Raw genomic sequence first — 14,392 nt, 5'->3', positions numbered from 1 at the left:
GTTCCCGGCTCAGGGCTGCAGTAATCTTTTTCGCGGCCGGAGGACGACCGTTAGACCCCATACCGTGTTGATTTTTTTCCAGTTGGTCAACACCCTATCCGGCGGCCCTCCAACCGGCAACGGGCATTTTGCGAGCCGGCATACTGGACCGGAATACGCTGTGCGCGTCGAAGCATGGGCGAGCCAATTGCAGCCGCCGATGGGGAAAAATCTGCTCTTTTCGGTGCTACTTGATGGCAGCAACCAGATCGGCGTCGGGGAAGCAGGTGGCGGGGCGGCCGTTCTTTTCCTGCCAGGAGCCGATCGAGCGGCGGGTCTTGAAGCCGGGCAGACCATCGGCGCTGCCGACATCGTAGCCCTTGGCCTCCAGCGCCCGTTGCAGCGCGGCGATGTCGGAACGATGCAGGCCGCCGACCGCACCCCAGCTGCGGACAAAATCAGCATCGCCATGGGCGATGCGGTCAGCGCCATGGCCGATGAACAGGGCGTAGAGGTCGCTGGTGTTGTACTGTTTCAGCACGTAGAAATTGGGCGTGGCGATAAAGGCCGGGCCGCTGCGTCCGGCCGGCATCAAAAGGAGCCCTTCCGCCTTCAGTTCGTTTGCCGGAAAGGCTTTGCCGCCGACGCGGCTGATTCCCATCGCCGCCCAGGTTGAGATCTTCTTGCCTTGGTCGGGACCTTCGAGCGAGCAGGAAACGCTTTCCGGCACCGTCACCTCGAAACCCCAGCCACGCCCCTTCACCCAGCCATAGTGGACGAGATAGTTGGCGATCGAGGCCAGCACGTCCGGCGTCGAATTCCAGATGTCCGGGTGCCCATCACCGTCATAGTCGACTGCGTGCTTCAGGAACGAGGTCGGCATGAATTGCGGCTGGCCGAGCGCGCCGGCCCAGGACGATTTCATGGCGCCGACCGGCGCCAACCCATGCTCGACGATCTCGAGCGCCGCCAGCACCTCGGTGCGGAAGAAGTCCTTCTTGGTCGACATGAACGCCTTGGTGCCGAGAACCTCGAAGGCGTCGTAGGGCATTTTCGCCGCGCCGAAGCCGGTCTCGCGGCCCCAGATCGCCAACAGTATCTCGCCCGGGACACCGTAGCGCTTTTCGATCGCAGCCAGCGTCTTGGCGTTGGCCGCCTCGCGCGTGCGCCCACCTGACGTGACGGCGCGCACCGTCTTTTCGGCGAAATAGGCGCCGGGCGAACCGAACTCCGCCTGATGCTGCTTCTGCGGCGTGTTGGGCTTTTCGCCGGGCAGAACGAGGTCGGGCAGTTTGAGGTTCGGCTTCACGCCGTCGAAAGCGGCGTCGAAGGTGGATTTGGAGATGCCTTTGTTCTGGGCTTCCGGCCAGAGATCGGTTTGCAGCCAGGCGCGGAACTGGTCGTCGATTTTGGCCGCGGAGGCTGGGGAGATGAGGAAGAGGGCGAGCAGGGCTGCAAGGAATGAAAATAGTAGCAGCCTTGGAGGCTTGCGTTCCTTCACACCCCCCTCTGTCCTGCCGGACATCTCCCCCTCAAGGGGGGAGATCAGCAGCTTCTTGGACGGCATTCTTCTTTCAACGCAGGTGGTAGGCGAAAACCGAAGCGACAGCCAATCTCCCCCCTTGAGGGGGAGATGTCCGGCAGGACAGAGGGGGGTGTTTGGCGCAAACCTCGAAGAATGCGAAGCTTTCATGTCGCACATCCTGCCCGCCAATTGCGTCAAAACGCCGTCCGCGAGCGCAAGGCCGCCGCCAGCGTCCCCTCATCCAGATAGTCGAGTTCGCCGCCGACCGGCACGCCATGCGCAAGCCTGGTGACCTTGATCTCGAAACCCGAGAGCTGGTCGGTGAGATAATGCGCCGTCGTCTGGCCCTCGACGGTGGCATTGACGGCAAGGATCACCTCCTTCACCTCACCGCCGGCAACGCGGTCGACCAGCGAGCGCACGTTGAGCTGTTCGGGACCGATGCCGTCGAGCGGCGACAGCGTGCCGCCGAGCACGTGGTAGCGCACATTCATGGCCGCCGCCCGCTCCAGCGCCCAGAGATCGGAGACATCCTCGACGACGATCAGCGTCGAGGCATCGCGGCGCGGATCGGTGCAGATCATGCAAGGGTCGGAGGTATCGACATTGCCGCAGGTCGTGCAGATGCGCACCTTGTCGGCGGCTTCAGCCATGGCGGCGGCGAGCGGTGACAAAAGCTGCTCCTTCTTCTTGATCAGGTGCAGTGCCGCACGCCTGGCCGAACGAGGCCCTAGCCCCGGCACCTTGGCCAGGAGCTGGATCAGGCGTTCGATCTCGGGACCGGCGATTCGCTTTGACATCGCACTGATCTAGGATTTTTCCGCGCGCTTTGAAACATGCGCATACGCACCGAGCCCGCCATGCTGCCATGGCGGGCTCGGAAATGTTCTGGGCGTCAGTAGGCTGAGAGCGGCCGGGTTTGATCGACGATCATTGCGCCGATATCGTCGGTGTTCTCAGGCGTCGACTGGAAGCCCATCGACGCTTCCTGCGTCGCCGATGGCACCAAGGTGACGTAGCGGGCGTTCAGCGTGCCGCCGAAACGCGAGGCATCCGGCTCGGCCATCGGCTCCTGCATCGCCACCTCCGTCTGCTTGGCGGCGACGCGGGCGCTCTTGGCGGGCGCCGCGGAAGCCGTCACATAGGTCTGCTCGGCCGGGGCACGTGTCGCCTTGGCTGCGCGAACCGCCGCGGCCTGCTTGGCAGGATCTGGACGGACAACGGTCTTCACCACCGGCTCGGCGGAGGCAACCTGCACCGGCGCTTCAGGCACAGGAGCGCGCGGCTGCGCCGAGGCAACCATGGTCGTGGATTCATCCGGCAGCGGCTGCCAGTTGCGGCCGCGCTTCTCGTAGAAGGCGTTGCCGCCGGCAACCATGGTGTAATGCATGTTCTTGTAGGGGAACCTCAGGCCGGCGGTGTGGAAGTACATCGTGTTCTTCAGCTTGGCCTTGCGCTCGCCCTTGAGCACCGCATCGGCGGCCTCCTCGACATCGGGCATCGCTTTCGAATTCATCGCCCGCGTCATCACGCCGGGCGCGAACTGGCCCGGTTCGCCAACCACTTGGCAAATGGTGCTGCCATGATTGCCGGAGCGCAGCCGGTTCATCACCACCGTGCCGACGGCGATCATGCCGTCACGGCTCGAGCGGTTGGACTCGAAGAACATCGCCCGCTCCAGGCATTCCTTCTCCTTCGGCGTGTTGCGGTAGGCGCGCGTCGAAAGGAAGCTGGGCGTGATGGCGTCGGTCAGGCTGGCGACCGACAGGCCGTGCGAAGACGTGGTCTGGCTGCAACCGGCCAGGAACATAGGGGAGAAGATGATGCCGAGCAGAAGCGGCGTCTTCCATCGCGTCGCGATCAACAAAAATGCCTCATTGTCCAGATGCCAGCCCGCCCCGAGCTGTGGCAAGAATGAGACGCTTAAAGGCAAAAAGATGGCTAAAGGATTAGCTTTCGTGCAGCATAGGTAAAACTTTATAAATGCCCGGATATGTCCGCGTGAGCAAAGCCGGAGAAAGTCTTAACAACAGCCTCCGCAGCCGATTTCCCTTCATAATCAATTAACTGGTTGGAGCCGGCTCAGAACGGCAATTTCATTCCGGGCGGGATCGGCAAGCCTGCCGTCAGCGCCTTGGTCTTCTCCTGCATAATCTGCTCGACCTTATTTTTGGCGTCATTGTGAGCGGCCAGCAGCAGGTCTTCGAGAATCTCGACCTCGTCCTCCTTGAACAGCGACGGATCGATCTTCAGCGACTTCATTTCGAACTTGCCGGTCAGCGTGACATTGACCAGCCCGCCGCCCGCCTGCCCGCTTGCTTCAATCGTCGCGATCTCGTCCTGCATGGCCTGGAACTTGGCCTGCATTTCCTTCGCCTTGCCCATCAGGCTGAGAAGATCTTTCATGGTCGGGTCCTTTGCGGATTCGTGGCTATGGTCAGGTTTCGTCGTCGTCGGACGGCGGCTCGACCGGCGCTTCGGCCTTGTCGGTGTCGACTTCCGGCGCGTCGGGAATGCGCACGTCGATGATCTTGGCGCCGGGAAAGCGCGCGAGGATGGCGGCCACCGCCGGATCGCTTTTCGCGTCGGAGAAAGCGGTCTCGCGCCTGGTCGATTCCATCTCGGCTAACGTCTGGCCGCCCTCTTCCTTCGACAATGACACCAGCCAGTTGCGGCCGGTCCAGGCCCGCAGCTTCGTCGTCAAGTCGTTGAGCAGCATCTTGGGCGCATCGGCGGTCAGGCCGACGTCGATACGGCCGGGCTCGATGCGCACCAGGCGAATACAGCTCTTGACCAGCACCTTGAAGGCGATGTCACGCTGCGCGTCGGCAAGAGCGACAATATCGGCCAGCGATTTCAGCGGCGGCGATTGCGGCTCGACGACCGGCTGCGGAGGCGCGACAAAGGCGACCGGGGGCGCGTCGACCAATCGCATGGTTTGCGCACCGGCTGGCCCGGACGGCATCCGGGTCTGCGCTACCGCGCTGGCGCCGCCGCCATTGCCGGCATTTACCGGCGCACCATTCGGGCGTGAAACACCACCGGACGCCGGAGCGCCGCTCTCTAGAGATTTCAGCGCCTCGTCCAGCGTCGGCAGGTCGGCGGCATGCACCAGCCGGATCAGCACCATCTCGCCGGCGCTGACCGGTCGGTTGGACGACTGCACCTCGGGAATGCCTTTCAAGAGCATCTGCCAGGTTCGCGACAGAACCTTGACCGACAGCGTGCTGGCGAAGTCGGCGCCGCGGCGGCGCTCATCCTCGGACAGGGAAGCGTCGTCGGCAGCCGTCGGCACGAAGCGCAGCCGGGTGACGAGGTGGTTGAATTCGGCCAGATCGGTCAGCACGGCAGCCGGATCGGCGCCGGTGTCGTACTGGTTGCGGAATTCGGCAAGGGCGGCCGCCACATCGCCTTTCATGACATGTTCGAACAGGTCGACGATGCGGGCGCGGTCGGCGAGACCCAGCATGGCGCGCACCGCTTCGGCGCTGACGGCGCCGCCGCCATGGGCGATTGCCTGGTCGAGGATGGAGAGCGAATCGCGGGCCGAGCCTTCGGCGGCGCGCGCGATCATCGCCAGCGCGTCGTCGTCTACCGAAATGCCTTCCTTGCCGGCAATGGAGGCGAGATGCGCGACCAGCGCGCCGGCATCGATGCGTCTCAGGTCGAAACGCTGGCAGCGCGACAGCACGGTGATCGGCACTTTGCGGATTTCGGTGGTGGCAAAGATGAATTTGACGTGCGGCGGCGGCTCTTCCAGCGTCTTCAACAGGCCGTTGAAGGCCTGGGTGGAGAGCATGTGCACTTCGTCGATGATGTAGACTTTGTAGCGCGCCGACACCGGGGCATAGCGCACGCGCTCGATAATGTCCCTGATGTCGTCGATGCCGGTATGCGACGCGGCGTCCATCTCGATGACGTCGACATGGCGGCCTTCCATGATCGCCTGGCAGTGCTCGCCCAGGAGGGCGAGGTCGACCGAGGGATGGTCGACCGTCGGCGTCTCGTAGTTGAGCGCCCGCGCCAGGATGCGCGCCGTCGTGGTCTTACCGACGCCGCGCACGCCGGTCAGCATCCAGGCCTGGGCGATGCGGCCTGTGGAGAAAGCGTTGGTCAAAGTGCGGACCATCGGCTCCTGGCCGATCAGTTCCGAGAAATTCGACGGACGATATTTGCGCGCCAGCACGCGATAGGCGACGGCCTTTTGCTTCTCCAGGTTTTCGGGGTCCGAATTTCCGGCTTCGCTCATTCGCCCGTAAAGCTCCAAAAGGCCGCGTCTCAGCGTAGCCGATTCCTGCTAGATCGTTTCACCGTTTTCTGAAACGGCAAACCGCTCTACCCTTTGCTTTAACGCAATTCCGGACGGGAAACCGCTCACACTTTCCCTGGAATTGCTCCAATAGTCTCGCCCGCGCTGCAATGCGTCGTCAATGTCGCGAGAGGGGCCGATGAGGTGGGAGGCTGGAACAATGACCCGTTCCGGGCTCGTTAGGGCTGCTTCCTTCCGGACCTGACCCGGTTGGCGAGTGGATCGTCCACCACCAACCTCCCGCGTTCCATATCGGCAATTCAGCGATCAAATGCAAGGGTGCATTGAGAATCGGATGCCCTTGAACTCCGCCGCTCAATGAATCGCTTGCAGCCCCCGTGCAGCCGCTCTAGCGTCATGAGTTTGGGAATAATGCGAGAAGCGCAAGGGAAACGCCAATGCTACCGGGCCTCAAGGCCGGATTCACGCTCGACTCCAGGCTGGAGGCGGATAGCGAGCAGCTGATGTGGCTCGGCCTGTGCGAGCTCAGGGTGATGAACGATAGCCGCTGGCCATGGCTGGTCCTGGTGCCGCAGCGGCCGGGGGCCGAAGAAATCCACGACATGACGCCGCTCGACCAGGCGATGTTGACCTTCGAAACCAACATGGTGGCGCAGGCGCTGAAAAGAACCACGGGCTGCACCAAGATCAACACCGGCGCGCTCGGCAACATCGTTCGGCAATTGCATGTCCACGTCATCGCCCGCTCGGAAGGCGATCCGGGCTGGCCGGGGCCGGTGTGGGGGCACGGCATGCGCGAGCCCTATGAGCGTTCAGGCATCCGCCAATTTGCGCAACAGATCAAGGCGGCGCTATAAGCCGCCTGTGTCCATCCCTAGACGTTCGAGCTTCCATGACCTTTCGCCTTTTTGACGCGCCCTTGCGCGAACCGAGCCAGTTCGTCGGCTTCGCCGGAAACACGATTGATCGGCAATCCGAGAACCGCGCCGACGATTCCGTCGAAAGGGCGTTGGCCGATCCCTCGGCACGTCTTCTGCCGATGCATGGCGGACGGCTGTATCTGAAATTGCACGATGGCAGCTTCGACCCTTGGTTCGATCTGGCTGAGAGCCAGAAGCTGCAGCCATCACTCGCACAAGGCGTGCTGCTTGGCTTTGCCGAGAGCGGCCCGGTCCTTGCCGTGCCGGTCGGCCTCGATCCCGAACAGCTACCGGAGACCATGAAGGCGATCGATTATCGCTCGGTCTATATGCAGGGGCTGATCGACGAGGCGGCAGCGGGCGCGCTGGCGCAAGGCGCCGCCCTGCTTGCCTGGCATGCCACCCATCGCTTCTGCAGCAAATGCGGCCATGAATCGCATATGCGGGCCGGCGGCTACAAGCGCCATTGCCCAAATTGCGGCACCGAGCACTTTCCACGCACCGATCCGGTGGCGATTATGCTGACGGCGACGCGGGAAAAATGCCTGCTCGGCCGCGGCCGGCATTTCGGGCCCGGCATGTACTCGGCGCTTGCCGGCTTCATCGAGCCGGGCGAGACGATCGAGGCGGCGGTGCGCCGCGAAACGCTGGAGGAAGCCGGCATCCGGCTCGGCCGCGTCGTCTACCATGCCAGCCAACCCTGGCCGTTCCCCTATTCGCTGATGATCGGCTGTTTCGGCGAACCGCTCAATGACGACATCCAGGCCGATCTCAACGAGTTGGAAGATTGCCGCTGGTTTTTTCGCGACGAGGTGCGTTCCATGCTGGAGAGGACGCACAAGGACAATCTGGTCACGCCGCCGAAAGGCGCGATCGCGCATCATCTGATCCGCGCCTGGGTCGACAGCGAATAAGACTTGTTATTTTACGCAATTCCGGACGGAAAACCGCTTCACACTTTTCCTGGAATTGCTTAACGGGAGCAAAAAATGATCCGTCACACCGTGGTTTTCACCCTGAAGCACCCGCAGTACTCGCTGGAGGAAAAGCGGTTCCTCTCCGATGCCAAGCGCATCCTCAGCGCAATCAAGGGCGTCACCCATTTCGAGCCGCTGCGGCAAGTCAGCCCGAAGAACGACTATCACTTCGGCTTCTCGATGGAGTTCGTCGATCAGGCCGCCTACACCAGATACAATGAGCACCCGGACCACGTCGCCTTCGTGCGTGACCGCTGGATCCCGGAAGTCGAAACCTTCATGGAAATCGACTATGTGCCGCTGACCCTGCTGGTTTAGGGGAACCTTAGTCCGCGACCTTCCACTGCTCGCGCGACTCACTGGCGGGATAGACGCCCAGAATGCGCACTTCGCGCGAGAAGAAGCGCAGTTCGTCCAGCGCCAGCTTGACCAGCGGATCGTCGGGATGGCCCTCGATATCGGCGTAGAACAGCGTCGCGGTGAAGGCGCCCAGTTGATAGCTCTCCAGCTTCGTCATGTTGACGCCGTTCGTGGCGAAACCGCCCATTGCCTTGTAGAGCGCAGCCGGCACGTTGCGGACACGGAACATGAAGGTCGTCATCATCTTGGTGTCGGCCGAGGGCCGTTCGGCCAATCGCTTGTCCTTGGTCAGGACGACGAAGCGGGTGACATTCGAGTCCGTGTCCTCGACATTTTTCTCGATGATGTCGAGGCCATAGAGTTCTGCGGCGAGCGCAGGCGCCAGCGAGGCCATGCTGCGGTCCTTGAGCTCGGAGACCAGCTTCGCCGAACCCGCCGTGTCGCCGGCAATCACCGGCTTCCAGCCATTCTTGCGGATGTATTTGCGGCACTGTCCCAGCGCATGGATATGGCTGTGCACGGTCTTGATCTCTTCGCGTTTAACGCCGGGCAGCACCATCAGCTGGAAATGGATCGGCAGGAAATATTCGCCGACGATGTGGAGTTTCGATTCCGGCAACAGATGATGGATGTCGGCGACGCGGCCGGCGATGGTGTTTTCGATCGGGATCATGGCGAGGTCGGCCTTGTTGGTCTCGACCGCGTTGAAGGCGTCCTCGAAGGTCGGGCACGGCAACGGCTCCATCGAGGGGAACATGTTGCGGCTGGCGGTGTCGGAATTGGCGCCCGGTTCGCCCTGGAAGGATATTCTGTTGGTCTTGTCAGGCATGCCGATATCTCAGGTTGAAGGTCTCAGGAAAGAATTTGTCGGGCGCGTTCGAGGTCTTCCGGCGTGTCGACGCCGAGCGGCAGCGATTGCACGATCTCGGCATCGATGCGCATACCGGCCTCCACCGCCCGCAACTGCTCCAGCCGCTCGCGCCGTTCGAGCGGCGACGGTTTTAGCGCGACGAAGCGTTCGAGGGCTGAGCGCCGATAGGCGTAGAGGCCAACATGGTGATAGAGCGGCCCCTCGCCCCAGGGCGCGGTGGCGCGGGTGAAATAGAGCGCCTTCAGCCGCGTCGCCGACAACGGCGAACCGACGATCTTGACGACGTTGGGGTTGGCCTTTTCCTCGTCGCGGACGATCTCGACGCCGAGCGTGGCGATGTCGACCGCAGCGTCCTCGAACGGTTTCAGCGCCGCACCGATGATCTTGGGATCGATGGTCGGCAGGTCGCCCTGCACATTGACGATGGTTTCGACCTTGCGATCGGGGTCGAGGGCGGTCAGCGCCTCGAAGATACGGTCGGAACCGGATTCGTGGTCGGTGCGCGTCATCACCGCCTCGAAACCGTGCGCGCGCACCGCTTCGGCCACGTTGCGCGTGTCGGTTGCCACCACCACCCGGCCAAGCCCAGCCTCAGCGGCGCGGCGGGCGACATGGACGATCATCGGCGCGCCGGCTATGTCGGCCAGCGGCTTGCCCGGCAGGCGCGTCGAGGCCATGCGGGCCGGGATCAGGATGAGCGTGGACATCGAGGTTGCAAGGCGTTCGAAAGAGGATGGGGAAAGTGGCAAAAGGTCTCACTGGAAGCGCCCTTATAGGTGTTGCAACGCCCAAGCAAAAGACCTAGTTTCCGCCCGATTTGACCGGCTCGACGGGGTGGGTCACGATACCGACGGACGGAGTGGACGGAGAGGTCCGCCGGAAAAGGGAGCCCTGGGGCGTATGGATTCCAACGAAGTCAACAAACTGCTCGCCGGGTTGCTTGGAACCTGTTTCGTCGTCTTCTCGGTCGGTTTGGTGTCCGACGCCCTGTTTGCCTCGCCGGCGCCGGAAAAGCCCGGCTTCGCCATCGAGGCGACGGAGCCTGCCGAAGGCGGCGCCGCCGGACCCGCGGCAGAGGCCAAGCCGATCGCCGACCTTTTAGCCACCGCCAATGTCGAGCAAGGTGCGGCCGTCTTCAAGAAATGCCAGGCCTGCCATTCCGGCGAAAAAGGCGGCCCGAACAAGGTCGGCCCGGATCTCTGGGACATCGTCGACCGCCCCGTCGCCGAGCATGAGGGCTTTGCCTATTCGGCCGGCATGAAGGAGTTTTCCAAGGGCGGCGCCGAGAAGTGGACCTATGACAACCTCAACCACTTCATCACCTCGCCGAAGAAATTCGTGAAGGGCACGGCGATGGGCTTTGCCGGCCTGCCAAAGGACGAGGACCGCGCCAACGTCATCGCCTATCTGCGAACGCTGTCGGACAGCCCAAAGCCGCTGCCGACGCCAGGTGCCGCCGCTGATGCAACCGCGCCGGGCAAGCCGGCCGAGGGTGCTGCTCCGGCCAAGCCGGCTGAAGGTGCAGCTCCAGCCCCTGCGACGCCGGCACCGGCGCCCGCCAAATAACCGAATTGTCATCTCCATGATCTCAAAAAAGCCGGGTTCAGCCCGGCTTTTTGTTAGGAAAATCGCATATGCGGCGACAAAGCCGCCGCGTGGCGGTTTTCACCGGCGTCAAATCATTTAGGATTGCCGGGCATCGCGAAGAGGAGAACGCATGACGGTTGGCCGAACGCTTCTGAGGTTCTTTCTGGTTGTGGGCGCCCTCGCAGGCGGCCTGCAGGCAGCCTTCCCCCAGGAATGGCACACCACCTCTTCGCTGATCGGCCCCTCCAAGTATGGCGAGAATTTCCAGCGCTACGATTATGTGAATCCGGATGCACCGAAGGGCGGTACCTACAATTCGGTCGTTTCCGGCACGTTCGACAGCTTCAATCCCTATATCGTTCTGGGATCGCCGGCGGCCGGCCTGCAGCCATTTGGCGGCGGCCTGCTCTACGACACGCTGATGGATCAGGCGACTGACGAAGGCAGCGTCAGCCACCCGCTCATCGCCGATGCCTACAAGTACCCGACCGACTATTCCTCGGCCACCTACCGGCTCGACCCACAGGCGAAATGGCATGACGGACAGCCGATCACCACTGACGACGTGATCTGGTCGTTCCAGGTGCTGAAGGCCAACAGCCCGATGTACAGCCGCTATTTCGAAAACGTCACCGACGCAGTCGCTGTCTCGGACCGTGAGGTCGAGTTCCACTTCGACCAGAAGGGCAATCGCGAACTGCCCAAGATCCTCGGCGACCTTGTCGTGCTGCCCAAGCATTGGTGGGAAGGCACCGACGCCAATGGCAAGAAACGCGACATCACCAAGGGGACGCTGGAGCCGCCGCTGGGCTCGGCTGCCTACAAGATCGCCAGCTTCAAGGCGGGGTCGGAAATCGTCTGGCAGCGCGTCCCCGACTATTGGGGCGCCAAGCTGGCTGTGAAAATCGGTCGGGAGAATTTCGACACGCAGCACTTTACCTACATTCTTGACGACAACGCCTCCTGGGAGGCGTTCAAGAAAGGTGGCCTCGACGATATCAAGCCGGAAAACAGCTCGAAGCGCTGGGCGACATTTTATGATTTCGCGGCGATCAAGGCCGGCGATGTGATCAAGCAGGAGTTCAAGACCACCTCGCCCGAGCCGATGCAGGCTTTCATGCTCAACCAGAGACATAGGTTGTTTGCCGATCGTCTGGTCAGGGCCGCGCTCACCTACCCGTTCGATTTCGAATCGATGAACCGCACGCTGTTCTTCGGTTTCAACACTCGCACCCACAGCTATTTCCAGGGCACGGACCTAGCCTCCAGCGGCTTGCCGCAAGGCAAGGAATTGGAGATCCTGGAGAAGTACCGCGACAAGCTGCCGCCGGAAGTATTCACCCAGGAATTCAAGTTGCCGGTCTACGATTCGCCGCAGGCGGAGCGCAAATATCTGAAGCAGGCGGTCGACCTGTTCGCCCAGGCCGGCTGGGTGATTAAGGGCGGCAAGATGGTCAACGCCAAGACCGGCGAGCCATTCAAGTTTGAAATCCTAGGCTCGAATGAAACCGACCAGGTCATTTCCAGCCCTTGGATCGCCAATCTGCGCAAGATCGGCGTCGATGCGACACTGCGCATCGTCGACCCGAGCCAGTACACCAACCGCGTCAGAAATTTCGATTACGACGTCATCACAGGACAGCTCCAACAGTCGGAATCGCCCGGCAACGAGCAGCGCGATTTCTGGAGCTCCAAGGCCGCCGACACACCGGCATCGCGCAATTATTCCGGCATCAAGAACCCGGTCGTTGACGCCCTTGTCGACCGCATCATTTTTGCCACGGATCGCGATGACCTCGTCGCCACCACCCATGCGCTCGACCGCGTGCTGCTGTGGAATTACTATGTGGTGCCGCAATACTATCGCGCCGTTGTGTGGCTGGCTTACTGGAACAAGTTCGGCATCCCGGAAAAGCAGCCCGGCTACCGTGGCGCCGATATCGATTCCTGGTGGATCGATGCGGACAAGGAAAAGGCCCTGGCCGCCAAGTACAAGGGCAGCAATTGATGGCGGGGCTCCCTCGCCGCGATTTCCTGGCCCTCAGTGGCGCCGCGGCCGTTGCTGCGCTGCTGCCGGGCAAGGCTTTCGCCGCCAGCCCAACCGGCGTGAAACTGCATGGACTGTCGGCTTTCGGCGACCTCAAATACAAGCCGGACTTCACTCATTTCGACTATGTCAATGTCGATGCGCCGCAAGGCGGCACCTTCAACTTCCTGCCGCGCACCTGGGGCTCCAACCAGACGCCGCTGACCTTCAACACGCTGAATTCGTTCGTCCCCAAGGGCGATTCGCCTCAGCGCATGGAGATGTGTTTCGATTCACTGATGGTGAGGGCTTTCGACGAGCCTGACGCCGTCTACGGGCTGATCGCAGACGGCGTGACGATTTCCGACGACCGCAACGGTTTCACCTTCTCACTGCGCCCGCAGGCCCGTTTCCATGACGGCACGCCGCTGACGGCTGAGGACGCCGCCTCTACCTTCAAGCTGCTGAAGGACAAGGGCCATCCGGACTATTCGCTGCCGCTTACTCACCTGAACGACGCGATCGCCATTGACGCTCACACGTTGAAGCTTAACTTCTCCGGCAAGCAGACAAGCCGCACCATCCTCAACGTCGTAGCGTTCCCGATCCTGTCGAAGGCTTTCTATACGGCCAACCCGTTCGATTCCTCGCAGATGAACCCGCCGCTGGGGTCAGCCGCGTACAAGGTCGATCGCTGGTCGGCAGGGGCCTGGATCGAATATGAGCGTGTGGCTGATTATTGGGGCAATGACCTGCCGGTCAATCGTGGCCAGAGCAATTTCGGGCGCATCCGGATCGAGTTCTATCAGGACCGCAACGCTTCCTTCGAGGCGTTCAAGAAGGGCGAGATCCTCTACAAGGAGGAGGCCGTCTCTCGCATTTGGGCGACGGGTTATGACTTCCCCGCTTTCATTGCCGGCAAGGTGGTGAAACACGAATTCCCGGCTGAAACCATGCCCTCCATGCAGGCCACCGCCGTCAACCAGCGGCGCGAGCAGTTTCGCGACTCGCGCGTGCGGCAGGCGATCGGGCTCTGCTTCGACTTCGAATGGACGCGGCGCAATTTCTTCTACGGTTCCTATGAGCGCTCGCAATCCTGCTTCGAGAAATCCGAATTTCGCGCCGAGGGCAGACCGTCGCCACAAGAATTGGCTCTTCTTGAGCCGCTGCGTGAGCAGATTCCCGCCGAGGCTTTTGGCGAAGCCGTGATCCAGGACGCGTCGAACGGCTCCGGCCGCGACCGGCAGTTGCTTGGCAAGGCGGCCAAGCTTCTGGCCGAGGCCGGCTGGAAACGGTCCGGCAATTTCGTCGTGAACGACAAGGGTGGTCGGTTGTCCGCAGAGTTTCTTGTCGACGACGAAGTCTTCGAACAGGTCTACTCGCCCTGGGTCGAAAACATGAAGGCGGTCGGCATCGATGCCTCGATCCGGCTGGTGGATGCCGCGCAATATCAGCTGCGGCAGAATTCGTTCGACTACGACCTCGTCTCGGTCGCGGCCTCGTTTCCGGCGACGCCAACCCGTGACGACCTCGAAACCATTTTCCATTCGCGAGCAGCTACCGTATCGGGCTCTCGCAATCTGCCGGGAACGTCGAGCCCGGCCATCGACGCCCTGGTTGACGCCGCAGGTGCCGCCGAGGGTCGCGAAAGCCTGACAATTGCCATGCGCGCGCTCGACCGGGTCTTGCGTGCACGGAGGGATTGGATTCCAAGTTGGTTCCTGGCGAATCATCGAAGCGCCTATTGGGACATGTTCGGTTTTCCCGAGCGGAAACCCGATTTCGACTTCCCGGTCGAAGCGCTGTGGTGGGTCGACAAGGGCAAGGCGGCAAAAATTGGCAAAGGGTAGGCTGTTGCGCGGCACTTTACCCTCCCC

At 62.1% G+C, this 14,392-nt stretch carries 13 protein-coding genes and 1 other RNA gene; 6 read left to right on the top strand and 8 right to left on the bottom strand.

Going from position 1 to position 14,392, the window contains the following annotated elements:
* Positions 1-226: 226 nt before the first annotated feature.
* The 6 genes from NKI46_RS12480 to ffs form a co-directional block, all read right to left on the bottom strand.
* Positions 227-1,504 carry a lytic murein transglycosylase gene (locus tag NKI46_RS12480; RefSeq protein ID WP_023682027.1) on the bottom strand — a complete coding sequence of 426 codons (1,278 nt, stop codon included), beginning with the start codon at positions 1,502-1,504 and terminating at the stop codon, positions 227-229.
* Positions 1,505-1,698: 194 nt separating this feature from the next.
* Positions 1,699-2,304, bottom strand: a complete 606-nt coding sequence (gene recR, locus NKI46_RS12475) for a recombination mediator RecR (protein ID WP_023682028.1) — start codon at positions 2,302-2,304, stop codon at positions 1,699-1,701.
* Between the two features lie 95 nt (positions 2,305-2,399).
* Entirely contained in the window at positions 2,400-3,368 is a 969-nt protein-coding gene (locus tag NKI46_RS12470) for a cell wall hydrolase (RefSeq protein ID WP_352746426.1), read from the bottom strand.
* 218 nt (positions 3,369-3,586) lie between these two features.
* Positions 3,587-3,910 carry a YbaB/EbfC family nucleoid-associated protein gene (locus NKI46_RS12465; RefSeq protein WP_023682030.1) on the bottom strand — a complete coding sequence of 108 codons (324 nt, stop codon included), beginning with the start codon at positions 3,908-3,910 and terminating at the stop codon, positions 3,587-3,589.
* Between the two features lie 31 nt (positions 3,911-3,941).
* Entirely contained in the window at positions 3,942-5,753 is a 1,812-nt protein-coding gene (locus tag NKI46_RS12460) for a DNA polymerase III subunit gamma/tau (protein ID WP_352746423.1), read from the bottom strand.
* Between the two features lie 204 nt (positions 5,754-5,957).
* Positions 5,958-6,054: signal recognition particle sRNA small type (gene ffs / locus NKI46_RS12455), an RNA gene on the bottom strand.
* Between the two features lie 157 nt (positions 6,055-6,211).
* Between ffs and NKI46_RS12450 the strand changes: the two genes are divergently transcribed.
* From NKI46_RS12450 to NKI46_RS12440, 3 genes are all read left to right on the top strand, one after another.
* Positions 6,212-6,631 (top strand): HIT domain-containing protein, encoded by a 420-nt coding sequence (locus NKI46_RS12450; protein ID WP_023682032.1) that lies wholly within the window; start codon positions 6,212-6,214, stop codon positions 6,629-6,631.
* 35 nt (positions 6,632-6,666) lie between these two features.
* Positions 6,667-7,608 carry an NAD(+) diphosphatase gene (nudC, locus tag NKI46_RS12445; RefSeq protein WP_023682033.1) on the top strand — a complete coding sequence of 314 codons (942 nt, stop codon included), beginning with the start codon at positions 6,667-6,669 and terminating at the stop codon, positions 7,606-7,608.
* 75 nt (positions 7,609-7,683) lie between these two features.
* Positions 7,684-7,989, top strand: a complete 306-nt coding sequence (locus NKI46_RS12440) for a Dabb family protein (protein ID WP_023669515.1) — start codon at positions 7,684-7,686, stop codon at positions 7,987-7,989.
* Between the two features lie 7 nt (positions 7,990-7,996).
* On the opposite strand, the gene NKI46_RS12435 is transcribed toward NKI46_RS12440, so the two are convergent.
* Together NKI46_RS12435 and NKI46_RS12430 are read right to left on the bottom strand one after the other, a co-directional pair.
* A complete protein-coding gene (locus NKI46_RS12435; RefSeq protein ID WP_352459204.1) occupies positions 7,997-8,860 on the bottom strand; it encodes a prephenate dehydratase in 864 nt (287 codons plus the stop codon).
* Between the two features lie 23 nt (positions 8,861-8,883).
* Positions 8,884-9,609 carry a 3-deoxy-manno-octulosonate cytidylyltransferase gene (locus NKI46_RS12430; protein ID WP_023669513.1) on the bottom strand — a complete coding sequence of 242 codons (726 nt, stop codon included), beginning with the start codon at positions 9,607-9,609 and terminating at the stop codon, positions 8,884-8,886.
* Positions 9,610-9,802: 193 nt separating this feature from the next.
* Between NKI46_RS12430 and NKI46_RS12425 the strand changes: the two genes are divergently transcribed.
* The 3 genes from NKI46_RS12425 to NKI46_RS12415 all read left to right on the top strand — a co-directional run bounded on the left by NKI46_RS12425 (position 9,803) and on the right by NKI46_RS12415 (position 14,365).
* On the top strand, positions 9,803-10,468 hold the full coding sequence (locus NKI46_RS12425; protein WP_023688767.1) for a c-type cytochrome: 666 nt from the start codon (positions 9,803-9,805) through the stop codon (positions 10,466-10,468).
* Between the two features lie 151 nt (positions 10,469-10,619).
* Positions 10,620-12,497 (top strand): extracellular solute-binding protein, encoded by a 1,878-nt coding sequence (locus NKI46_RS12420; protein WP_352746419.1) that lies wholly within the window; start codon positions 10,620-10,622, stop codon positions 12,495-12,497.
* Complete coding sequence (locus NKI46_RS12415; RefSeq protein WP_352746416.1) at positions 12,497-14,365, top strand: extracellular solute-binding protein; 1,869 nt, start codon at positions 12,497-12,499, stop codon at positions 14,363-14,365. Before NKI46_RS12420 ends, NKI46_RS12415 begins: the two co-directional genes overlap by 1 nt.
* The last annotated feature ends 27 nt before the right edge of the window (positions 14,366-14,392 follow it).

The organism is Mesorhizobium sp. M0615, assembly GCF_040320805.1.
Taxonomy (GTDB): domain Bacteria; phylum Pseudomonadota; class Alphaproteobacteria; order Rhizobiales; family Rhizobiaceae; genus Mesorhizobium.
The sequence above is the reverse complement of the archived record's forward strand: the minus strand, read 5'-3'. Positions and strand labels throughout refer to the sequence as shown.